Below are 22,937 nucleotides of genomic sequence, written 5' to 3'. Positions count from 1 at the left end.
CCTCAGCGGACCGCGATGAACGCTCCCGCGTCCCGGGCCTCCCGCGCCGGCGGTGTCCCCTTCGGGTGTCCCACGGCCACCGCGCCCAGTGGATCCCAGGAGTCCGGCAGGTCCAGCACCTCGCGCACCACGGGCCGGCAGAACATCGTCGAGGAGACCCATGCCGAGCCGAGCCGCTCGCCCGCGAGTGCCACCAGGAAGTTCTGCACGCCCGCGCCGGCGGCGACCACGAACATCTCGCGCTCCGCGGTGTCCCGCCGCTCGTCCCCGTAGGTGTGCGAGCCGTCCATCACGAGGCAGGGGACCGCCAGATACGGCGCGTTGCGCAGGACGTCGCCCCGCCGCACCCGCTTGGCGACCGACTCCTCGCTCCGGCCGTCCCGGCGGAGGTCCGCGATCCAGGCGTCCCGCATGGCGTCCAGCAACTGGTGCCGCGACCGCTCCGACTCCAGCAGGACGAAGCGCCACGGGGTCGTGTGGTGGGGCGCCGGAGCCGTCACGGCCGCAGCCACGGCTCGGCGTACGGCGCCGGGGTCGACGGGCTCGTCCGTGAACTCCCGGACCGTGCGCCGCAGATTCAGCGCCTCGCGCACCGCCTCAGACGTACCCAGCCGGAACATGTCGTCGGCCGCGACCCGCACCATCGCCCGCGCGCCGTGGTCCTCGTCGGCGGAGGCGTCCGCCATCACATGGGGGAGCCCGCGCACCACCGCGACCGGCAGCCCGGACGCCTTGCCCTTCACCAGGTCGCCGGCGGATGCCAGCTCGTCGGCCGTGGCCACGACGGTGGCGCTCAGCGGATTGCCGTATCCGTCGGTGCCGCCCCGGAGGTCGTCCAGGACCCTGACCCCCGCGGCGCCGATCGCCACGTCCGTCAGACCGTTCCGCCAGGGGCGGCCGAAGGTGTCCGTGACGACGACCCCGACCTCGACCCCGAGCGCGTCCCGCAGACCGTCCCGGATCAGCCGGGCCGACGCGTCCGGGTCCTCGGGCAGCAGGAGGACCGTCCCGGCCGGGGTGTTCGAGGCGTCGACCCCGGCCGCGGCCATGACGAGCCCCTGCCGGTTCTCCACGATCCTGAGCGTCCCGCGCCGGGCGACCACCCGGACGGTCTCGGCGTCGATCGCCGCCTCCCGGTCCGTGGCCTCGACGATCCTGCCCTCCGCCTTGGAGACGATCTTCGAGGTGACCAGCAGGACGTCGCCGTCGGCCAGTCCGGGCTCGGTGGCGGCGATCAGCTTCGCGAGGTCGTCGCCCTCCCGCACCTCGGGCATCCCGGGCAACGCCCACACGCGGTACGCGGGCGCCGCGCCGGCCGGTCCGCCGCTCATGCCCGCACCTCCTCTGCCAGCGCCAGGGCCTGGCGGGCCATCTCGGCGGTGGCGTCGACGTCGGTCATCATCAGCGGGACGGCACGGCAGCGGATCCCCGCCGCCTCGACCTCGTCGACCACTCCGGCGTCCACACTGTCGACGAGCCAGCCGTCCAGCAGGCCCGAACCGTAGTGCCGGGCGACGGCCGCGGCGGTGGACTCGACGCCCACAGCGGCCAGCACCTTGTCGGCCATCCCCCGCACGGGCGCGTCGCCGACGATGGGGGAGAGCCCGACGACGGGGACCCCGGCCTCGGCGATCGCCTCCCGGATGCCGGGCACGGCGAGGATGGTTCCCACCGACACGACGGGGTTCGACGGCGGGAAGACGATGACGTCCGCCCCGGCGATGGCCTCCAGGACGCCCGGGGCGGGCTTGGCCTGCTCCGCGCCCACCGGCACGACGGCCTGCGCGGGCACGGAGGCGCGCAGCTTCACCCAGTACTCCTGGAAGTGGACGGCCTTGCTCTCGCCGTCGACGTCCACGGCCACATGTGTCTCGATGCGGTCGTCGGACATCGGGATCAGCCGGACCCCCGGCTTCCAGCGTGCGCAGAGGGCCTCGGTGACCGCGCTCAGGGGGTAGCCCGCGCCGAGCATCTGCGTACGGACGATGTGGGTCGCGAAGTCACGGTCGCCGAGGCCGAACCACTCGGGCCCCACGCCGTACGCCGCGAGCTCGTCCTTGACCCGGAAGCTCTCGTCGGTACGCCCCCAGCCCTGCTCCTCGTTGATGCCACCGCCGAGGGTGTACATCACGGTGTCGAGGTCGGGACAGACCTTCAGCCCGAACAGATGGATGTCGTCGCCGGTGTTGCCGATCACCGTGATGTCCGCGTCGGGCGCGGCCTGTTTGAGGCCACGCAGGAAACGAGCACCACCGATACCGCCGGCCAGAACCACAATGCGCATGAGCATCAGTGTGGCAGGCGAAGCCTGGTCCTTGTGGGGGTGGTGGTGGAGCCTCAGGCCGGTACGACGTTCTGGGCGGCCGGGGCGCACTGTGCCGCGTGCATCGGCATGTCCGTCAGGCCCGGGAAGTAGATGTGCAGGCTGACGGCGGGCTCCAGGGAGTCGTTGACGACCTCGTGGACGTATCCGGGGGCGAAGACGCGCTGCGCGCCCGCGTCCAGGGACTGCGCCCCGCGTGCCGTGTGCTCCGTCAACTCACCGTCCAGGACCGTGAGCACGCCGGAGGAGAGGCCGTGGTCGTGACGGCCGCTGCCCTGGCCGGGTACCCAGCTCAGCAGCCAGACCTCGTAGCCGGGCCCGGTTCGCAGCCGGTGGTACCAGCGGGTCGTGGTGTCGTACCGGACGAGTGGTGCCCATCGGGCGCGGTCCGCGGCGATGGACCGGGCGAGCCCGGCGAACCCGGCCACGGTGGAGGGATGGGGACTGGCCGGCTGGAGAAGGTGCTGGACCTCAAGGATGTCGCCGGCGATCGAAAGGTCGCTGTCGCTGTTCATGGATGCGGTGGTTCCTCGGCATGTGGATACGCGTACGGGAGGTCGCGGAGACCGGAATGCGATGAAACGAAGCTGGATCAGAGCTGGAGCGCCAGGGCTTCAACAGCTGTGACAGCTGGAACAGCAACAGCGGGCCTGGACAGCCGTACGGAACCCACGGGTGTGGGTCGTGTACGTCACTGCGGTCGCTGGCATGCAGTCAAGGAGACCGGGTGGCTCTGCCCCCTGTCAACTCAATGCCCGATTTGGCGGCAATGTTTCACCCCATCCGGTTGCGGTCGATGGAGAAAGGTTTTGGCACCCACCGCAGGGGCAAGGTGGCGCATCAACTGTGTCCGTAAACGCGTTTGACGGGCCGTGACCCTACTGTGATCTTGGTCGCTTCGGTGATCAAACCGCAACATCGGGGCCGCCTCGCTCGTCTCACCGGGTGGGAAGTGTGGGCGGGTGGAGCCGATGGCATATGTCAGGTTTTTGGTGATTTGAACACTTACCGCATAGGCTTGGTTCCGCAGAGTGAATACCGAGGCCAATAGCAGATCTTCGCTTGACTGGCCCGAAGCTACACACTTGTAATTTCACTCGTGTCGTTCGGCCGCATCGATAACGGCCGCATCACGGGGACGCAAGAGACAGACGAGGGGCGCACATGACCGAGCTGTTCCAGCAACTGCTGGTCGAGGACGCGGACGAAGAGCTCGGCTGGCAGGAGCGCGCGCTGTGCGCCCAGACCGACCCCGAGTCCTTCTTTCCTGAGAAGGGCGGCTCCACCCGCGAGGCCAAGAAGGTCTGTCTCGCCTGCGAGGTCCGCTCCGAATGCCTCGAGTACGCCCTCAACAACGACGAACGGTTCGGGATCTGGGGCGGTCTCTCCGAGCGGGAGCGGCGGCGCCTGAAGAAGGCGGCCATCTGACGCCGGCACCCGGACACCGGGACGGCGATGGCCTGGGGGCCGCACCCCGCACGCAGGGCGCGGCCCCCAGGCCATCGGCATGTCCGGCCATCTCCGGCATCTCCGGCTGTCTCCGTTCCCGCCGGTCAACCGCTCGGCGCGGGCCGGACATCCGTACCGTTAGTGTGGGGCCCCGTCCGAGAGACGCGTCAACGCCCCGCCGGGGCGCGCGTGTACACCGATGCAGCCCCCGGGGGGAACCCCCTCCGGACCCGGCCGGAGGGCCCGTACCCCGATGTCCGTGCACAGCCACTCGGCGGCGCCGAACGCGGCCGCCGCCGCCCCAGAGTTCCCCCGGCACGTCGTCACCGCCGTGCTCGTCTCGCACGACGGCGCACGATGGCTGCCTCACGTGCTCGGCGGACTGCTCGGGCAGGAGCGCCCCGTACAGAACGTCGTCGCCGCCGACACCGGCAGCGCCGACGACTCCGCCCGTCTGGTGACCGAGGCGCTGGGCGGCGAGCGCGTCCTCCATCTGGCCCGGCGTACGAGCTTCGGCACGGCCGTCGACGAGGCGACCCGCACGGCCGGCGTCCTCACCCCCGACGACCTGCCGTATCTGAAGCGCCCCAGCGGCTGGGACCCCGTCACCCGCAGCTGGCGCGACGACGCGTACGACCAGCCGGAGCTTCCGCACGGCGAACCCGTCCAGTGGCTCTGGCTGCTGCACGACGACAGCGCCCCCGAGCCGGACGCGCTCGCCGAGATGCTCCGCGTCGTCGACCACGACGAGCACGCCGCGATCGTCGGCCCCAAGCTGCGGGGCTGGTACGACCGCAAGCAGCTCCTCGAGGTCGGCGTCTCCATCGCCAACAGCGGACGCCGCTGGACCGGCCTCGACCGCCGTGAACAGGACCAGGGCCAGCACGACCAGGTCCGTACGGTGCTCTCCGTCTCCTCCGCCGGCATGCTGGTGCGCCGGGACGTCTGGGAGGAGCTCGGAGGTTTCGACCGCAGGCTCCCGCTGATGCGTGACGACGTCGACCTCTGCTGGCGCGCGCACATGGCCGGCCACCGGGTGCTCGTCGCCCCCGACGCCGTCCTGCGGCACGCCGAGGCCTCCGCCAGGGAACGCCGCCCCATCGACTGTGCCGGGCGCTCCGTCGCGAGCCCGCACCGCGTCGACAAGGCCGGCGCCGTCTACACGATGCTCGTCAACGCCCGCGGCAAGCAGCTGCCGTGGGCCCTGGTCCGGCTCGTCGTCGGCACCCTGCTGCGCACCCTCGCCTACCTCGTCGGCAAGGTGCCGGGGCAGGCGCTCGACGAGGTCGCCGGACTGTTCGGCACCCTGCTGCGCCCCGGCCGGATCCTCGCCGCGCGCCGCGCGCGCAAGGGAGGGGCGGTGGACGCGGCCGAGCTGCGGTCCCTCTTCCCGCCGCCCGGCGCCACCGTCCGGGCCACCGTCGAACAGGTCGCGGGCAACTTCGGCAGCCGCACCGACTCCCACTCCGGCGGCTCACGGCACGGAGCGGTCGAGTCCGGGCCCGGCGGTGACGACGCGGACTTCCTGGAGATCGAACAGTTCGCACGGCTCAAGAAGATGGGCCGCAAGCCCGGCCCCGTCCTCTTCGCGCTCCTCCTCGTCGTCTCGCTGGTGGCCTGCCGTGGTCTGCTCAGCAGCGGGGCGCTCGCGGGCGGCGCACTGCTGCCCGCCCCCGCCGACGTCTCCGACCTCTGGGGGCGTTACGCGGACGCCTGGCACCCCGTCGGTACCGGCGGGACCCAGACCGCGCCGCCCTACCTCGGAGTGATCGCCGCCCTCTCGGCGCTGTTCCTCGGCTCCACGGGCTTCGCGCTGACCCTCCTGCTCGTCTGCTCGGTCCCGCTCGCCGGGCTCACCGCGTACTTCGCGTCCCGGCCGCTGCTCGAGTCCCGGCTGCTGCGGGCCTGGGCGAGCGTCGCGTACGCCTTCCTGCCCGCCGCCACCGGAGCGCTGGCCACCGGGCGTCTCGGCACAGCGGTCCTGGCCGTCCTGCTTCCGCTGATCGCCCGCGCGGCCGTCGCCGCGCACGGGCTGCGGGGCGACGGTTCCACCGCACGCGGCAGCTGGCGCGCCACCTGGGCGTACACCCTGCTGCTCACCTTCACCACGGCCTTCACCCCGATCGTCTGGCCGCTCGCGGTGGTCCTCGGCATCGGGGTGCTCGTGCTGCGCCGGAGCGACATCGCGGCGTACGGACTGCGCTTCCTGGCCACGGCCGGAACCCCGATCCTGGTCCTCGCGCCCTGGTCGCTCTCCCTGCTGACCAGCCCGTCGGACTTTCTGAAGGAGGCTGGGCTCGACATCGGTACGGGCACGGCGTCCGCCCTCGACCTGCTCGGCATCAGCCCCGGTGGCCCCAAGGCCGCGGGCGGCGTTCTGCTGCTGGGCATCGTGCTCGCGGCACTGGCCGCCCTGCTGCGCGGGGAGCGGCAGTTCGCGATCCGCACCGCCTGGGTCGTCGTGCTCGTCTCCCTGGCGTTCGCGGCGGTCTCCAACGGCTCCACCTGGGCGGGGCCCGCCACGCTCGTCTACGGCATCGCGCTGATCGCCGCCGCGCTGCTCGGCGCGGACGGCGCCCGTATCCGGGTCGCCGCGCTGAGCTTCGGCTGGCGGCAGCCGGTCGCCGCGCTGATCGCCCTGGCCGCCGGGCTCGCCCCGGTCCTGGCCGCGGCCGGCTGGATGATCGGCGGCGCCGCCGGTCCGGTGGAGCGCCGCGACCCGGTGCAGGTGCCCGCCTTCGTCGCGGAGGAGAGCAGCACCCGCGACCAGGCGCGGACGCTGGTGCTCGGGGGCACGTCCCCCGCCGCCGTCTCCTACAGCCTGGTCCGCGGCTCCGGCGCCCGTCTGGGCGACGCCGAGCTCACAGAGGCCGGCGGCAGCAACACCCACCTCGACAAGGTCGTCGCCAACCTGGTCGCGGGCTCCGGCGCCGACCAGGGCAGCCAGCTCAGCGGCTTCGCGATCCGCTACGTACTGGTACGTGACGGGGCGCCCCGGCAGATGAGCCGGGTGCTGGACTCGACCCCGGGGCTGAGCAGGCTCAGCCAGCTGGACGGCAGCGCCCTGTGGCGGGTCGACCGTCAGGTCTCCCGCGTCGCGGTCGTCCCCTCCGGTGAGGGCGCGGAGCCCGTGCCCGTCGGATCGTTCGCCGTCGACGCCCACAGCGAGATCCCCGAGGGCGGCTCGGGCCGGGTGCTCCGGATCGCCGACGCGGCCGATCCGGGCTGGCAGGCCACGCTGAACGGCAAGGCACTGACCCCGAAGACCGTGGACGGCTGGGCGCAGGGCTTCGAACTGCCCGCCGAGGGCGGCACGCTGGACCTCACCTTCGACGAACCCGTCACCCACACCGCCTGGGTCTGGACGCAGGTGGCGCTCGGCGTCGTCCTGGTGGTGCTGGCCCTGCCGGGCCGCCGCCGGGAGATCGACGACGACCTGCCGGAGGAGACCGAGGAGGTCGCGGCGGAGCCGGTCGCCGGTGAGGGACGCCGGGCGCGCAGGCTGCGCGCGGCGGCCCAGGCGGAAGCCGTGGCGACGGACGACGCGCAGGACGGTGCGGCGGCCGGGTACGGCGAGGCGGCTCCGGTCCTTCCGGAGCAGGCGCCGGGGGGTCCGGGGGCTTCGGGGGATCACATCCCGGCACAGCAGAGCGCAGACCCGTACGCTGCGGCCCCTGATGCCCAGGGCGGCACGGACCCGTACGCGACCGGCCAGGACGGGACGGACCCGTACGCGGGAGCCCAGGCGGGTACGGATCCGTACGCGGGAGCCCAGGACGGCACCGGGACCTACGCGGCGGTCCCGCAGCAGAACTACGGGGAGTGGGAGGCGCAGCAGCAGTATCAGGGCGCCGACTACGGCCAGTACCAGGGCGGCCAGGACGCCGGCCAGTACTACCAGCCGGACCCCTACCAGCAGGACCCGTACCAGCAGCAGGGCGCCTACGACCCGTACGGCTACGCCCAGCAGCAGCCCTACGCCCCGGGGGCCGGCGAAGCCGCCCCGTACGACGGGCATGACGGGCACGACGAGAACGCGACCCCGGGCCAGGGCCCGTGGCCGAACGGCAACGGCAACGCATCGCGAGGCGAGTCCGAGTGAAGTCCACCCCCCTGTCCCTCATCGCGGGCGTCGTCGCCCTCGCCGCCGTCACCGGCTTCGCGGCGCTCACCGTGCCCGGTGACGAGGGCGCCACGGAGGCCGAGGCCGCCGCCCGGCTTCCCGTCGAGCGCTCCAGCCTGCTCTGCCCGGAGCCGAGCACGTCCGACCTGGCGGAGACGACGTACACCTCCTTCACCCCGGCGGGGAAGGGCGGCCAGGAGGCCGGTGCCGCCGAGCTGAAGGCGGCCCAAGCCCTCCCCGCGGACGAGGATGCGGGGAAGGCAGGCAAGGACGGCAAGGACGAGAAGGACAAGGCGGCGGACAGCAAGCCCGTCATCTCCCTCAAGGAGCGTGGCAAGCCGTCCACCGCCGAGACCTCCAAGTCGGGAGCTCCCGCGCTCGTCGGTACCGCCACCGGCGCGTTCGCCCCGGGCTGGACCGCGCAGCAGACCACCATGGCCGCCGCGGGCGGTGCCCGTGGTCTGCTCGGCGTCAGCTGCACCGCTCCCGACACGGACTTCTGGTTCCCGGGGGCGAGCACCGGGAAGGACCGTCAGGACTACGTCCACCTCACCAACCCCGACGACACCGCCGCCGTCGCGGACATCGAGCTCTACGGAGCCGAAGGCCCCCTGAAGTCCGACGTCGGTGAGGGCATCACCGTCCCGGCGAGGTCGAGCGTCCCGATGCTGATCTCGACCCTGACCGGCGAGGCCGCCGAGAACGTCACCGTCCATGTCACCACCCGCTCGGGACGTGTCGGTGCGGTCGTGAGCGCCGCCGAGGACGAGGTGGGCAGCGACTGGCTGGCAGCCTCGGCGGACCCGGCGGGCACCCAGATCCTGCCGGGGATCCCGGCCGACGCCACCTCCGTACGCCTGGTGGCGTTCGCGCCCGGGGAGGACGACGCCGATGTGAAGGTCCAGCTCCTCGGCAAGAACGGCGCGTTCTCGCCGGCCGGGAACGACACGCTGCACATCAAGTCGCAGATGACCGCGAGCGTCGACCTCAAGGACGTCACCCGGGGGGAGCCCGGCTCGCTCCGGCTGACCCCCGTGGACGGCAGCAGCACTCCGGTGGTCGCCGCCCTGCGCGTGGTGCGCGGCAAGGGGGCCGAGCAGGAGGTCGCGTTCATCCCGGCCACCGGTCCCGTGGGCGAACGGGCGAGCGTGGCCGACAACCGGGCGAAGGGTTCGGTGCTTTCCCTGACCGCCCCCGGCGAAACGGCCAAGGTCAAGGTCACCGCGTCGGCGGGCAGCGAGGGCGGCGAGGCGACCGTCAAGACGTACACGGTCAAGGGCGGCACGACGCTGGAGGTCGAGCCGGAGGCTCCGGCCGGCCTCAAGGGCGGCTACGCCCTGACGGTGGAGTCCGAGTCGGGCGGCCCGGTGCACGCCGCCCGCACGCTCACGATCGAGGAGGGCGGCATCGACATGTTCACGGTGCAGACGCTGCCGGACGACGAGGGCATGGTCGAGGTGCCCGAGGCGGAGCAGGACCTGTCGGTCCTGGACGACTGAGGCACGTGCCGCGGGCGGGTCAGTCCTGCCCGTAACGCGGGTCGACCGACTCGGGTGAGAGGCCGAGCAGCTCCGCGACCTGTTCCACCACGACCTCGTGCACCAGCAGAGCGCGTTCGTCGCGGCTCTTGGTGCGGATCTCGACAGGGCGCCGGTAGATGACGATCTGAGCCGGCTGCCCCTTCTCGGCGGACAGCGCGCGCCCCAGCGGGACGGTCTCCTCCAGCGAACCCGGCACGTCGAGGACCAGGAAGTCGACATCCGTCAGCTGGGGCCAGCGCCGCTCCAGCCGCTCGACGGAATCCTGGACGAGATCACGGAAGCTCTCGGCCCTGCTGACGGACAGCGGCACCTGCGGCGGGGCGACCGGTCCGCGCATGCCGCGGCCATGGCGGTCGCGGCGCCGGGGCCTCGGCTCGGGCGGGTGGGGCGGTACGGGACTGTCCATCACCGACGCAGCGTAACGCTCCTCGGGCCGGGGCGATCACGGCTCCTCCGCCGGCCCGTTCCGTGTCCCAGGATGAACATTCCAGCCAGGTTCGAGTGCGGTTCCGGTCCCTGCTCCGATCGCTGACCCTCCGTCGAATGACCGGTCGTGTTCCTCCCGGAGACGTCGGACGGGCCCCCGCGCACCGGCTGCCGCGCAGGTCGGCACGGCTGTGCCGGGGCCTCGCCGGGCCCCGGGCGATGGACGACACGACGGGGTGAGCCGGGGGAGAGTCGTCGCAGCCCGCTCAAGAGTGCGGTACCGTCCAACATCGTGAGCCCTGTACGTCGCTGTTCGCGAACCGCGTGCGGCCGTCCCGCCGTCGCGACACTGACGTACGTCTATGCCGACTCGACCGCGGTCCTCGGCCCGCTCGCCACCTATGCCGAGCCCCACTGCTACGACCTCTGCGCCGAGCACGGTGAACGGCTCACCGCGCCGCGCGGCTGGGAAGTCGTCCGGCTCAGCGACCCCTCCGCTCCCACCCGCCCCAGCGGTGACGATCTCGAAGCGCTGGCCAACGCCGTACGTGAAGCGGCCCGGCCCCAGGACCGTCAGCCGGACGGCAGGGGCCCCCGGGCGGCGGACCCGGTGGAGGTCGCGCGCCGCGGACATCTCCGGGTGCTGCGCTCCCCGGACTCCTGACACTCCTTCCGCATCACCCGCCCCACCCGTCGCGGCTCCGTCCGGAAGAATTTTTCCGGTACGGAGCATTGACGCTGGCTTGTCGCGGACACGACCATTCCCCCACCCGTGAGAGATCGCTTCCGCATCACGGAATCCGGGGAGGCATGTGTGTTTGTCCAGCAACTCGAACCCGTAGCCGATTCGCTCGCTCTGTCCGCTCTCGTCGCTTCCCTGCCACTGGTGACCGTGCTGGTGCTGCTCGGCGCCGTCCGTATGAAGGCCCACCGCGCCGGACTCATCGGGCTCGCCGTCGCCGTGCTCGTCGGCTGGCTGGCGTTCGGCATGCCCGTGGGGCAGACCCTGTCCGCAGGGGCGCAAGGCGTCCTCTTCGGGCTCTTCCCCATCATGTGGATCGTCGTCAACGCCCTCTGGGTGTACCGGATGACCGTCCGCACCCACCACTTCGACATCCTGCGACGGTCCTTCGGCCGGGTCTCCGACGACCCCCGCATCCAGGCCCTGGTCATCGCCTTCTGCTTCGGCGCGCTCCTGGAGGCGCTGGCCGGCTTCGGCGCCCCCGTCGCGATCTGCTCCGTCATGCTCGTCGCGCTCGGCTTTGACCCCGTCAAGGCCGCGGTCGTCTCCCTGGTCGCCAACACCGCGCCCGTCGCCTTCGGCGCCATGGGCACGCCCGTGGTGACCCTCGCCCAGGTCACCGGCCTGCCGCTGGACGACGTCGCCACGGTCGTCGGCCGCCAGACACCACTGCTCGCGCTCGTCGTCCCGCTGATCCTGGTCTTCCTCGTCGACGGCAGGCGAGGGCTGCGCGAGACCTGGCTGCCCGCGCTCGTCTGCGGAGTGGCCTTCGCCGTCGCCCAGTTCGCCGCCTCCAACTTCGTCTCCGCGCAGCTCGCCGACATCGCGGCCGCCCTGGTGGGCGCGGGCGCGCTGATCGCCGTACCCGGCGCCCGCAGGCCCGCCGACGAACCCGTACGCGCCGCCGTCCTGACGGGCGTGCGCAGCGACGACCTGGACAAGGAGGACCCGCGCCGTGAGGTGCTGCGCGCCTACGCCCCGTACGCGCTGATCGTCGCCGTGTTCTCCCTCGCCCAGATCCCGCCCGTCAAGCGGCTGCTGGCCGAGGCGACACAGGTCTTCGACTGGCCGTTCCTCGACGTCGCGGGGCCCGACGGCGAACCGGTCGGCGCCAACGTGTTCTCCCTCCCGCTCATCGGTACCGGCGGCACCCTCGTCCTGGTCGCCGGCCTGATCACCGCCGTCGTCATCGGCGTACGGGCGGGGACCGCCGCGCGGGAGTGGGCGGCCACCGTGCACGAACTGCGCTACGCGATCCTCACCGTGACGTCCGTGCTCGCCCTCGCCTACGTCATGAACCTCTCCGGCCAGGCCGCCACCATCGGGCAGTCCGTCGCCGCGGCCGGTGCGGGGCTCGCCTTCCTCTCACCGGTGCTCGGCTGGTTCGGCGTCGCCGTGTCCGGCTCCGACACCTCGGCCAACGCCCTCTTCGGCGCGCTCCAGGTGTCCGCCGCACGGGAGTCCGGCCTTTCGCCGGAACTCCTCGCCGCCGCCAACAGCTCCGGGGGAGTGCTGGGCAAGATGATCTCCCCGCAGAACCTGACGATCGCCTGCGCGGCCGTCGGTCTCGCCGGGCGTGAGGGAGATCTGCTGCGGAAGGTGCTGCCGTGGAGCCTCGGCCTGCTGCTGGTGATGTGCCTGGTCGTGATGGCCCAGAGCACGGCGGTGCTGGGCTGGATGCTCCCCTGACCGGAGGTCCCGGGCCGCCGGGTAGTTTGGGCGGTCCGTAAAGATCCCAGGAGGACCGGCCGTGGTTGCTGATCTGTCGCAGCTCGTGAAGGCGTACGACGTGCGCGGAGTCGTGCCCGACCAGTGGGACGAGCCGCTCGCCGAGCTGTTCGGCGCGGCCTTCGTCCAGGTCACCGACGCGGACGCGATCGTGATCGGCCACGACATGCGGCCGTCCTCGCCCGGTCTGGCCGCGGCTTTCGCCCGCGGTGCGACGGCACGCGGCGCCGACGTGACGCTCATCGGGCTCTGCTCGACGGACCAGCTGTACTACGCGTCCGGAGCGCTGGACCTGCCCGGAGCGATGTTCACGGCCTCGCACAACCCGGCGCGGTACAACGGCATCAAGCTGTGCCGTGCCGGGGCCGCCCCCGTGGGCCAGGACACCGGACTCACCGAGATCCGCACCCTGGTCGAGAAGTGGTCGGAGCACGGCCTCCCCGCCACGACCGCCACCGCCCCGGGCACGGTCACCGAGCGCGACACCCTCACCGACTACGCCGCGCACCTGCTGGGCCTCGTCGGCCTCTCCGGGATCCGCCCGCTCAAGGTCGTCGTGGACGCGGGGAACGGCATGGGCGGCCACACCGTCCCCACCGTCTTCGCGGGCCTCCCCCTCGACCTCGTACCCATGTACTTCGAGCTCGACGGCACGTTCCCGAACCACGAGGCCAACCCCCTCGACCCTAAGAACATCGTCGACCTCCAGGCCCGCGTCCTCGCCGAGGGGGCCGACCTCGGCCTCGCCTTCGACGGCGACGCCGACCGCTGCTTCGTCGTCGACGAGCGCGGCGAAGGCGTGTCGCCGTCCGCGATCACGGCCCTGGTGGCCGCCCGCGAGCTGGCCCGTAACGGCGGCAAGGGCACCGTCATCCACAACCTGATCACCTCCCGGTCGGTCCCCGAAGTCGTACGCGAGAACGGCGGCACCCCCGTCCGTACCCGCGTCGGCCACTCCTTCATCAAGGCCGAGATGGCCGAGCACGGCGCGATCTTCGGCGGGGAGCACTCCGCGCACTACTACTTCCGTGACTTCTGGAACGCCGACACCGGCATGCTCGCGGCCCTCCACGTCCTCGCCGCACTGGGCGGCCAGGACGGCCCGCTCTCCGGGCTCCTCGACCGGTACGACCGCTACTCCGGCTCCGGCGAGATCAACTCCACCGTCGCGGACCAGGCGGACCGGCTGGCGGCGATCAGGGCGGCCTACGGCCACCGCGACGACGTACGGTTCGACGAGCTGGACGGGCTCACGGTGACCGGCGGCGACTGGTGGTTCAATCTCCGCGCCTCCAACACCGAGCCCCTGCTGCGTCTGAACGTCGAGGCTCGGGACGAGAGGACCATGGCGGCGGTGCGCGACGAGGTCCTCGCGGTCGTCCGCGCGTGACCTGCGCGGGGTCGGTGTGCGTACGGGGCGCGTGCGTGCGGCGTGATGCGTGTCTGCCGCGTGCGTTCACGGCGCGCGTGGGGGCGGCACCTGGTGTGCTGCCACGGAGTGCGTGACGGCGCGCGTGTGACCGGGTGCTTCTGTGCGGCGTGACCGAGATGTCCGCCCCGCCCGCGACCGCTCCGCCGCCCGTCGGGCGCACGCCGCCGACGCATGCCCCGTCGGGCGGGGCCTGCCGGGCCGCGACCCTCCCGGCCCGGCGGTAGGCTGACCACGCTCCGCGGACCCGAACCGGGTCCGGACCGGATCCGCACCACATGCCCGAAGGGACCCACCCCATGCCGCTCGAAGCCGGCCTCCTGGAGATCCTCGCCTGCCCGGCCTGCCACGCCGGCCTCGACGACCGGTCCGCCGCCGAGAGCCCCGAGCTGGTCTGCACCGGTGCGGACTGCGGTCTCGCCTACCCGGTGCGGGACGGCATTCCGGTGCTCCTCGTCGACGAGGCCCGCCGCCCCGCGTAACCCGCACCCTGATCAGCACGGTGATCGGAGGCCCACCACCATGCTCGACGAGTCGCTCCTCGACGCACCGGAAGCACTGGCCCGAGCCGACCGGCGAGGCCTGCTGCGCGGCGCCGCCGAAGCCGGAGCCCGCGTCCGCACCGCCACCCGGCACGCCGCCGAGGCGGGAATCGGTGCCCTGGCCCCCGAAGGACGGCCCCGCGCCGTCCTCGTCGCGGGGCCCGGCACCGCCGCGACCGGCGTCGCCGATCTGATCGGCGCCCTCGCCGGCGCCTCCGCGCCCGTCACCGCGATCCGCCCCACCGGGGTCGCGGCCGCCGCCGGAGCGCTGCGCTGGGCACTGCCCGGCTGGGCCGGATCCGTGGACCTGCTGCTCATCGCCACGGCCGACGGTTCGGAACCGGGCCTCGCGCTCCTCGCCGAGCAGGCCTACCGCCGCGGCTGCACGGTCGTCGCGGTCGCGCCCGTCCGGTCCCCGCTGCGCGAAGCCGTCGACGGGGTCCACGGACTCGTCGTGCCCATGGCGGCCGCGCCGCACGGCGAGTACGACGCCGAGACCTCGGCGGCCGGGCCCGGTACGCTCTGGGCCCTCCTCACCCCGCTGCTCGCCCTGCTGGACCGTGTGGGTCTGCTCGAAGCACCCCCGGAGATGCTGCAGAAGGTCGCCGACCGGCTCGACCGCACCGCCGAGCGCTGCGGGCCGGCCATCGCCACGTACGGCAACCCGGCCAAGACACTCGCCGCGGAACTCGCCGACAGCCTTCCTCTCGTCTGGACGGAGGGCGCGGCCGCAGGCCCCGTCGGGCGCCGCTTCGCCGCTGTCCTGGCCGAGCTGGCCGGCCGCCCGGCCCTCGTGGCCGAGCTGCCGGAGGCGCTGCCCTCCCACGGAGGACTGCTCGCCGGAGCGTTCGCCGCGGGGGCCGACCCCGACGACTTCTTCCGGGACCGGGTGGACGAGCCCGAGGCCATGCGGGCCCGTGTCGTCCTGCTCCGGGACCGGCCCGCCGGCGGACTGACCGCGAGCCCGGCCGCCCGTGAACTGGCCCTCAGCCACGACACGGCCATCAGCGAACTCGAACCCGAGGAGGGCAGCGAGCTCGAAGCCCTCGCCGAGCTCCTCGCGGTCACCGACTTCGCCGCCGTCTACGCCTCCCTGGCCTCCGACAACCGGGCCTGACGGCCCGCCACCCCGGGCGCCCACGCCCGCGCATCCCACGAGGACTCATCTCCATGGACCGGCTCTCCAACACCGTGCGCCCCTACGCCTGGGGGTCCACCACGGCCATCCCCGAGCTGCTCGGCACAGCCCCGACCGGCGAACCGCAGGCCGAGATGTGGATGGGAGCCCACCCGGGGGCCCCTTCACGCCTCGACCGCCCCGCCGGTACGGACGTCACCGAGGGCGCCGGAGCCGGTGCCGGTGCCGGTGAGCGGTCCCTCACGGACGTCATCGCGGCCGACCCGGAGCGCGAACTCGGCGCCGCGGCCGTCCGCGCCTTCGGCCCCCGCCTCCCCTTCCTGCTCAAGCTGCTCGCGGCCGGAGCCCCGCTGTCCCTCCAGGTCCACCCCGACCTCGCGCAGGCACAGCAGGGCTACGCGGACGAGGAAGCCCGGGGCATCCCGGTGGACGCACCGCACCGCACCTACAAGGACGCCAACCACAAGCCCGAGCTGATCTGCGCGCTCACGCCCTTCGACGGGCTGTGCGGCTTCCGCAGGCCCGCCGAGGCCGCCGACCTGATAGCCGCCCTCGGCGTGGACTCCCTCAAGCCCTTCGTTGACCTGCTCCGCGCCCACCCCGAGGACGAGGCACTGCGCGAGGTCCTCACGGCGGTCCTCACCGCGGACCCCGACGAGATGGCACACACGGTCGCCGAGGCGGCCGAGGCCGCCGCGCGGCTCGGCGGCGCCCACGCCCCGTACGCCCAGATCGCCCACCACTACCCCGGCGACCCCGGCGTCATCGCGGCCATGCTGCTGAACTACGTACAACTCCAGCCGGGCGAAGCGATGTTCCTCGGAGCGGGCGTGCCCCACGCCTACCTCGGCGGCCTCGGTGTCGAGATCATGGCCAACTCCGACAACGTGCTGCGCTGCGGTCTGACCCCCAAGCACGTCGACGTCCCCGAGCTGCTCCGTATCGTCCGCTTCGAAGCCACCGAGCCCGGCATCCTGCGCCCCGAGGCCGCACCCAGCGGTGAGGAGGTGTACGAGACGCCGGTCGACGAGTTCCGGCTGTCGCGTTACGTCCTTCCCTCCGGCGGCGGCCCCGTCGGCCTCACCGCGCCCGCCGCGCAGATCCTGCTCTGCACGGCAGGCGCCCCGCAGGCAGGTGAGATCACTCTCGCACCCGGCGAATCCGTGTTCGTCCCTGCGGACGAAGCGGTAGAAGTGGCCGGTACGGGCACGCTCTTCCGTGCGACCGTGGTGGTCTGACGTACCGTCCGCACCAGCGGCTGCAACAATGTCCGGCCGTAACGCGGCGCCCCGCCGCAGCACCGAGGAAGGGACACCAGGCACTCATGAGCGCGTCAGGCGGAACCAAGGCGATCGTGGCGGCACTCGCCGCCAACCTCGCGATCGCAGTGGCCAAATTCGTGGCGTTCCTCTTCAGTGGCTCTTCATCGATGCTGGCGGAGAGCGTCCACTCACTGGCGGACTCGGGCAACCAGGGGCTCCTGCTGCTGGGCGGCAAGAAGGCCAAGCGGGAGGCGACCCCCCAGCACCCCTTCGGGTACGGGCGTGAGCGCTACATCTACGCCTTCCTCGTCTCCATCGTCCTGTTCTCGGTCGGTGGCATGTTCGCGATCTACGAGGGTTACGAGAAGATCAAGCACCCGCACGAGATCGAGGCCTGGTACTGGCCGGTCGGCGTGCTGGTCTTCGCGATCATCGCCGAGAGCTTCTCCTTCCGTACGGCCATCACGGAGTCCAACCAGACCCGCGGCAAGCTGACCTGGACGCAGTTCGTCCGCCGCGCCAAGGCACCCGAGCTTCCCGTCGTGCTCCTCGAGGACCTCGGCGCACTCGTCGGACTGATCCTGGCCCTCGCCGGCGTCGGTCTGGCCCTGGGCACCGGAAACGGCGTGTGGGACGGCATCGGCACCCTGTGCATCGGCATCCTGCTGATCGTGATCGCGATCGTCCTCGCCGCGGAGACGAAGTCGCTGCTGCTCGGTGAGGCGGCCGGTACCGAGGACGTCGACAAGATCCAGGCCGCGGTGGTCGACGGCGACACCGTCACCCGCGTCATCCACATGCGCACCCTCCACCTCGGTCCGGAAGAACTGCTGGTGGCGGCCAAGATCGCGGTCCGGGCCGAGGAGTCCGCCGCCGAGGTCGCGGAAGCGATCAACGCCGCCGAGAACCGCATCCGCGCGGCCGTCCCGATCGCCCGGGTCATCTATCTCGAACCCGACATCTACGACGAGCGAGCCGCTGCCGCGGGCACCAACCCCGGCAAGGCACCGGGCGGTCCCGCGTCTCCCGAGGGCACACCGACGGAATCCGGCCACTGACCCGCTGAGGATCAGCCCCGAACGGCCCCGTGACCCACGCCGCCCCCCGGGCGGACTGGGGCTCGCTGGGCCGTTCGGTGTAGATTCGGGGGAGTACCAGACGTCGCTGCTGATGGCGGTCGATCGGTCCACGCTCGTGGACCGGCCGAGGGAGAGAGGGCCTCCGACGGACTGCACTGCGGATCGCCCGGGCATTCGTGTGCCCGTCGTGGCCGCCGCAGAGCCAGCCAACCACCCTCGACCCACTACGAGGAGCAGCCCGTTATGACGACGGCCGCCAATCGCCAGGACTTCAAGGTCGCCGACCTCTCCCTCGCCGCCTTCGGGCGCAAGGAGATCACCCTCGCCGAGCACGAGATGCCCGGCCTGATGTCGATCCGCAAGGAGTACGCCGCCACTCAGCCGCTGGCCGGCGCGCGGATCACCGGCTCCCTGCACATGACCGTGCAGACCGCGGTGCTCATCGAGACGCTCGTCGCCCTGGGCGCCGAGGTCCGCTGGGCCTCCTGCAACATCTACTCGACCCAGGACCATGCCGCCGCAGCGATCGCGGTCGGTCCGAACGGCACCCCGGACGCCCCCGCCGGCGTCCCGGTCTACGCCTGGAAGGGCGAGACCCTGGAGGAGTACTGGTGGTGCACGGAGCAGGCTCTGACCTGGCCCAACACCCCCACCGGCGGCCCGAACATGATCCTCGACGACGGTGGTGACGCCACCCTCCTCGTCCACAAGGGCGTCGAGTTCGAGAAGGCCGGCGAGGCTCCGGACCCGTCGACGGCGGACAGCGAGGAGTACGCCCACATCCTCACCCTGCTGAACCGCACCCTCGGTGAGGCGCCGCAGAAGTGGACCCAGCTGGCGTCCGAGATCCGCGGCGTGACCGAGGAGACCACGACCGGTGTGCACCGGCTGTACGAGATGCACCGCGACGGCACCCTCCTTTTCCCGGCGATCAACGTCAACGACGCGGTCACCAAGTCGAAGTTCGACAACAAGTACGGCTGCCGTCACTCGCTGATCGACGGCATCAACCGCGCCACCGACGTCCTGATCGGCGGCAAGACCGCCGTCGTCTGCGGTTACGGCGACGTGGGCAAGGGCTGCGCGGAGTCCCTCCGCGGCCAGGGCGCCCGGGTGATCATCACGGAGATCGACCCGATCTGCGCCCTGCAGGCGGCGATGGACGGTTACCAGGTCGCCACGCTGGACGACGTGGTGGAGACCGCGGACATCTTCGTCACGACGACGGGCAACAAGGACATCATCATGGCCTCGGACATGGCCCGGATGAAGCACCAGGCCATCGTCGGCAACATCGGCCACTTCGACAACGAGATCGACATGGCCGGCCTGGCGAAGATCGACGGCATCGTCAAGGACGAGGTCAAGCCGCAGGTCCACACCTGGAAGTTCCCGGACGGCAAGGTTCTGATCGTGCTGTCCGAGGGCCGTCTGCTGAACCTCGGCAACGCCACCGGTCACCCCTCGTTCGTCATGTCCAACTCGTTCGCGGACCAGACCCTGGCCCAGATCGAGCTGTTCACGAAGCCCGAGGCGTACCCGACCGATGTCTACGTGCTGCCGAAGCACCTGGACGAGAAGGTCGCCCGCCTCCACCTCGACGCGCTGGGCGTGAAGCTCACGACCCTGCGCCAGGAGCAGGCCGACTACATCGGCGTCCCGGTGGAAGGCCCGTACAAGTCCGACCTCTACCGCTACTGAGCCGGCCGTCGGCCGACGGCCGGCGCAGCTCTCAGCAGGTCCGAGCGCAGGCCCCCGCACCCCCGTGCCGGGGGCCTGCGCCGTACCGCACCCGCACAGCCCGAGGAACCCGAAGGACCCCATGCCCCGCGGCCGTTATTCGCTCCACGATCTCCACGACCACACCCCCCTCGGCGAAGAACACTTCCACTGCGCGCCCGGCCCCTCCGGCTGGCGCTATGTCTCCCAGACCACGGGCCCCTCGGGCGCCCACCTGGGTTCCGTCGATCTGGCCCTGGACGAGCTCGGCCGCCCCATCCGCCTCGAACTGCACGCCGCGAGCTGGCAGATCCGCGGTGCCGCCCTCGACGGGGTCACCTGGGTACGGACCGATCCCACCGGCACTCATGCCACCGAAGGCAATGTCCGCGCCCACACCTTCTCCGGCACGTCCCCCGCTTTCCTCGTCGCCACTGCCAGGCTCCTGCGCCTCACCCCCGCTTCCCCCGCGACCCGCGTCCGTCTGGTCACCTTCACGGACCCGGTCCTCGCGCCCCGCACCGTCGACCAGTCCTGGTCGCTGCTGAACAGTGAAGCGCACGCCACTGACAACGGGCCCCTGATCGTGGACGAATACCAGGTCAACGCACTGGACACCGGCGATCAACACACCGTGCACATCGCGGGTGACGTGGTGCTGGCGGCGCCGGGCATCGAGCTCGAGCACCTCGAATCCCCGCCCTCGGCCAAGCCGGGCGCGCCGGACGGGGATTGAGCCGGAGGCATCGAACCGGAGGCCCGGGCCGGGCTCAGGCTCGTACGGGCTCAGGCGGGACTGTCCGGGGACCCCGCGGTGCCACGGGCTCCTGCGGGTGCAGCTGAGGGCGCGGGGGGTCCTCCGGGCTGAGAGGGCTCCGCCGGGTCAGGCGGGCGGGGCGAAACCTGTCGTGGCCTGCCCCTCGGAGCCTGTCCCTTTTTCTTCGGGCGGAGCCGCAGTGGGGGTGCCGGCGGCCGACGGCCGGCCTTCCGTGGGTCGTGCGCCGGAGGACACCCCGTTCGAGGGGTTGGGCACGGGCCCGGCCACAGGCGTCCGGAGCGGGCCGCCGCGGCCGGCTCCCGCAGCCACCCGCCGGGCATCCCGCGCCTGCCGCTCGTTCACCACGGCCGCGAGGTAGGCGGCCGCCGGTACGTCCTGCGGCACCTGAACCCCCGTACACGCGGCGAGGTCCGCGGACAGGCGCCCGGCCATGGACGCGCGCACCGTGGCGTCGAGCTGGTTCATCCGCGTCAGGTACTGCCGTACGGCCAGCCAGAGCCCGTCCGGTACGCCCGAGAGATCCAGCTGTGCGAAACGGCCGATCAGCCAGGGCGGGGGAGGGGGTACTGCCAGGGTCCGCCCGGTCGGCACTCGCTCACGTACGACGAGCGTGCCCGCGAAGACATCACCGAGCCGACGGCCACGGGCGGACACCAGAGAGGCGATACAGCCCACGACTCCGAACGTCCCCAGGATCTCGACCAGCCCCATAGCCCCCCGCACGAGTGCGTGGCGGAACCGGATCGGCCCGCCGTCGTCCCGCACCACGCGAAGTCCACAGGCCAGTTTCCCGAGCGAGCGGCCGTGGCTGAGGGTCTCCACCGCGACAGGCCCGCCGACCAGGACCAGAAGGAACGTGGCGACGGCGATGGCGGCGGTGGCCGCTTCGTCGAGCGTCACGGTCGCCACGGCCAGACCGATGGAGAGCAGCACGAAAACAGTGAGGAGCACCGCCAGATCGATGGTGACCGCCAACGCCCGGCTGGGCAGCCTCGCCGGCCGCAGCCCCAGTACGACCGCGTCCCCGGTCACGAGCTCATTCATCGCCACCCACCCCTCGCCGCCCTTCTCCGCCCCTCGGGAACCACAGTCTGCCAAGCTGACCCGCAGCGCACCGCCGTAGTACGGACCCGTACGCACCCATGCCTGGAGCAGCAGCCGACCATGGATCTCGACGTCTTCGTGACCACCCACCGCAGCGAGTGGGACCGCCTGGACCATCTTCTGCACCGCGGGCGCAGCCTGACAGGTGACGAGGCGGACGAACTCGTCGCCCTGTACCAGCGCACCGCCACCCATCTGTCCCTGATCATGTCCAGCGCCCCGGACCCGGTGCTGACCGCTCGTCTCACGCAGCTCGTGGCCCGCGCGCGCTCGACCGTGACGGGGACCCGCCGCGCCTCGTGGCGCGACGCCGCACGCTTCTTGACCGGCGGTTTTCCCGCAGCCGTCTACCGCTCGCGGCACTGGTGGATACCCACGGCGGTGCTCTCCACGCTCCTGGCGGCCGTGATCGGCTGGTGGATCGGCGCGCATCCGGAGGTGCAGGCGTCCATCGCCGCCCCGGAGGACCTGCGCGCACTGACCCGGCCCGGCGGCGAGTACGAGACGTACTACTCCAGCCATCCGGCCGCCTCGTTCGCCGCCCAGGTCTGGACGAACAACGCTCAGGCGGCGGCCATGTGCCTGGTGCTGGGGGCGTTCCTCTGTATACCGGTGCTCTGGATCCTCTTCGTCAACGTGCTCAACCTCGCCGTCGGCATCGGGCTGATGTCCTCGGCCGGCCGTCTGGACACCTTCCTCGGGCTCGTCCTGCCGCACGGCCTGCTCGAGCTCACCGCCGTCTTCGTCGCAGCCGGCACGGGCCTCCGCCTCGGGTGGACGGTCATCGACCCGGGCCCGCGCACCAGACGTTCGGCACTGGCCCAGCAGGGGCGCGCCGCGGTAGGCATGGCCATCGGGCTGGCGCTGGTCCTGTTCGTCTCCGGTGTCATCGAAGGGTTCGTCACCCCGTCGGGCCTGCCCACGTGGGGTCGCATCACCATCGGTGTCGCGGCTGAGCTGGCTTTCCTCGCGTACGTCTATGTCCTTGGAGGCCGTGCGGCACGAGCCGGGGACATCGGGGACCTCGATGCCGGGGAGCGCAGCGCCGAGCTGCCGGCCGCGGCCTGAGGGCCGATGTGCATCCGGGGCCGCTGACCTGCTAGCCTTCAGGTCGCCCACAAAGACTGTTGACACAGCCTGTGTGGAGAGGTAGATTTTAACGGTTCCAACGAGTTGGACTACTCGCTCGGGAACGTCTAAAGTTCATCTCGCTCGTGCGGAGGACGCGATCCTCGCCGAGCCGATCGATTCTTCTCGTTCAAGCAAAAAGCCGGGTTCGCTTCGGCCGAATTGCTTCTGATAAAGTCGAGTCAGCCGAAAGGCAAAGGCCACTCCACAGGCCACCGGAATCAAATTCGGACCGGAAACGGAACGGAAAAGAGTCTGGTAAAGTTGGAAACGCCGGAAAGGGAAACGCGAAAGCGAAGAACTGGAAAGCACGGTGGTGATTCAACCGCCTAGCAGGAACCCGCTTCGGCCGGGAATCGGACACGAAAGAGTCTGATAGAGTCGGAAACGCAAGAACGAAGGGAAGCGCCCGGAGGGCCCCGGTGA

General features: G+C 71.8%; 18 protein-coding genes. 13 read left to right on the top strand and 5 right to left on the bottom strand.

Annotation, left to right across the window (positions count from 1 at the left end; all coding sequences use genetic code 11):
• Positions 1-2: 2 nt before the first annotated feature.
• The 3 genes from AB0P41_RS21460 to AB0P41_RS21450 are packed head-to-tail and all read right to left on the bottom strand — an operon-like array spanning position 3 to position 2,838.
• Positions 3-1,331, bottom strand: a complete 1,329-nt coding sequence (locus AB0P41_RS21460; protein WP_356709496.1) for a coenzyme F420-0:L-glutamate ligase — start codon at positions 1,329-1,331, stop codon at positions 3-5.
• Positions 1,328-2,284, bottom strand: coding sequence for a 2-phospho-L-lactate transferase (cofD, locus tag AB0P41_RS21455; protein WP_356709494.1), 957 nt, complete (start codon positions 2,282-2,284; stop codon positions 1,328-1,330). Before cofD ends, AB0P41_RS21460 begins: the two co-directional genes overlap by 4 nt.
• 53 nt (positions 2,285-2,337) lie before the next feature.
• Positions 2,338-2,838, bottom strand: coding sequence for a cysteine dioxygenase family protein (locus AB0P41_RS21450; RefSeq protein ID WP_365933533.1), 501 nt, complete (start codon positions 2,836-2,838; stop codon positions 2,338-2,340).
• 649 nt (positions 2,839-3,487) lie between these two features.
• Between AB0P41_RS21450 and AB0P41_RS21445 the strand changes: the two genes are divergently transcribed.
• From AB0P41_RS21445 to AB0P41_RS21435, 3 genes are all read left to right on the top strand, one after another.
• On the top strand, positions 3,488-3,751 hold the full coding sequence (locus AB0P41_RS21445; protein ID WP_031093859.1) for a WhiB family transcriptional regulator: 264 nt from the start codon (positions 3,488-3,490) through the stop codon (positions 3,749-3,751).
• A gap of 274 nt (positions 3,752-4,025) precedes the next feature.
• Positions 4,026-7,874, top strand: coding sequence for a glycosyltransferase (locus AB0P41_RS21440; RefSeq protein WP_365933531.1), 3,849 nt, complete (start codon positions 4,026-4,028; stop codon positions 7,872-7,874).
• Positions 7,871-9,394, top strand: coding sequence for a DUF5719 family protein (locus AB0P41_RS21435; protein ID WP_356709488.1), 1,524 nt, complete (start codon positions 7,871-7,873; stop codon positions 9,392-9,394). The genes AB0P41_RS21440 and AB0P41_RS21435 overlap by 4 nt, the downstream gene beginning before the upstream one ends.
• Positions 9,395-9,413: 19 nt before the next feature.
• Here the strand turns inward: AB0P41_RS21435 and AB0P41_RS21430 are convergent, their stop codons facing one another.
• A complete protein-coding gene (locus tag AB0P41_RS21430; RefSeq protein WP_356709486.1) occupies positions 9,414-9,842 on the bottom strand; it encodes a metallopeptidase family protein in 429 nt (142 codons plus the stop codon).
• 312 nt (positions 9,843-10,154) lie between these two features.
• Here AB0P41_RS21430 and AB0P41_RS21425 point away from each other — a divergent pair, with 312 nt between their 5' ends.
• The 9 genes from AB0P41_RS21425 to AB0P41_RS21385 all read left to right on the top strand — a co-directional run bounded on the left by AB0P41_RS21425 (position 10,155) and on the right by AB0P41_RS21385 (position 20,237).
• Entirely contained in the window at positions 10,155-10,526 is a 372-nt protein-coding gene (locus AB0P41_RS21425) for a DUF3499 domain-containing protein (protein ID WP_365933529.1), read from the top strand.
• Positions 10,527-10,676: 150 nt separating this feature from the next.
• Positions 10,677-12,293, top strand: a complete 1,617-nt coding sequence (locus AB0P41_RS21420) for an L-lactate permease (protein ID WP_365933527.1) — start codon at positions 10,677-10,679, stop codon at positions 12,291-12,293.
• Positions 12,294-12,354: 61 nt separating this feature from the next.
• The gene (locus AB0P41_RS21415) at positions 12,355-13,722 is read left to right on the top strand and encodes a phosphomannomutase/phosphoglucomutase (RefSeq protein WP_365933525.1); all 1,368 of its coding nucleotides are present in this window, start codon (positions 12,355-12,357) and stop codon (positions 13,720-13,722) included.
• A 338-nt stretch (positions 13,723-14,060) separates the two neighbouring features.
• Positions 14,061-14,243 carry a Trm112 family protein gene (locus AB0P41_RS21410; protein WP_073752985.1) on the top strand — a complete coding sequence of 61 codons (183 nt, stop codon included), beginning with the start codon at positions 14,061-14,063 and terminating at the stop codon, positions 14,241-14,243.
• Positions 14,244-14,283: 40 nt separating this feature from the next.
• Positions 14,284-15,420 carry an SIS domain-containing protein gene (locus tag AB0P41_RS21405; protein ID WP_356709479.1) on the top strand — a complete coding sequence of 379 codons (1,137 nt, stop codon included), beginning with the start codon at positions 14,284-14,286 and terminating at the stop codon, positions 15,418-15,420.
• Positions 15,421-15,473: 53 nt separating this feature from the next.
• Complete coding sequence (gene manA, locus AB0P41_RS21400; RefSeq protein WP_365933524.1) at positions 15,474-16,679, top strand: mannose-6-phosphate isomerase, class I; 1,206 nt, start codon at positions 15,474-15,476, stop codon at positions 16,677-16,679.
• Between the two features lie 86 nt (positions 16,680-16,765).
• Positions 16,766-17,761 (top strand): cation diffusion facilitator family transporter, encoded by a 996-nt coding sequence (locus AB0P41_RS21395; RefSeq protein WP_365933522.1) that lies wholly within the window; start codon positions 16,766-16,768, stop codon positions 17,759-17,761.
• Between the two features lie 264 nt (positions 17,762-18,025).
• On the top strand, positions 18,026-19,483 hold the full coding sequence (gene ahcY / locus AB0P41_RS21390; protein WP_356709473.1) for an adenosylhomocysteinase: 1,458 nt from the start codon (positions 18,026-18,028) through the stop codon (positions 19,481-19,483).
• 121 nt (positions 19,484-19,604) lie between these two features.
• Positions 19,605-20,237: a hypothetical protein gene (locus AB0P41_RS21385; protein ID WP_356709471.1), complete on the top strand. Its 633-nt coding sequence runs from the start codon at positions 19,605-19,607 to the stop codon at positions 20,235-20,237.
• Between the two features lie 147 nt (positions 20,238-20,384).
• Here the strand turns inward: AB0P41_RS21385 and AB0P41_RS21380 are convergent, their stop codons facing one another.
• Positions 20,385-21,323, bottom strand: a complete 939-nt coding sequence (locus AB0P41_RS21380) for an RDD family protein (protein ID WP_365933519.1) — start codon at positions 21,321-21,323, stop codon at positions 20,385-20,387.
• 120 nt (positions 21,324-21,443) lie between these two features.
• On the opposite strand from AB0P41_RS21380, the gene AB0P41_RS21375 reads away from it, so the two are divergent.
• On the top strand, positions 21,444-22,451 hold the full coding sequence (locus tag AB0P41_RS21375) for a stage II sporulation protein M (protein WP_356709470.1): 1,008 nt from the start codon (positions 21,444-21,446) through the stop codon (positions 22,449-22,451).
• The last annotated feature ends 486 nt before the right edge of the window (positions 22,452-22,937 follow it).

Source organism: Streptomyces sp. NPDC079167, from assembly GCF_040686735.1.
Taxonomy (GTDB): Bacteria; Actinomycetota; Actinomycetes; order Streptomycetales; family Streptomycetaceae; genus Streptomyces.
The sequence above is the reverse complement of the archived record's forward strand: the minus strand, read 5'-3'. Positions and strand labels throughout refer to the sequence as shown.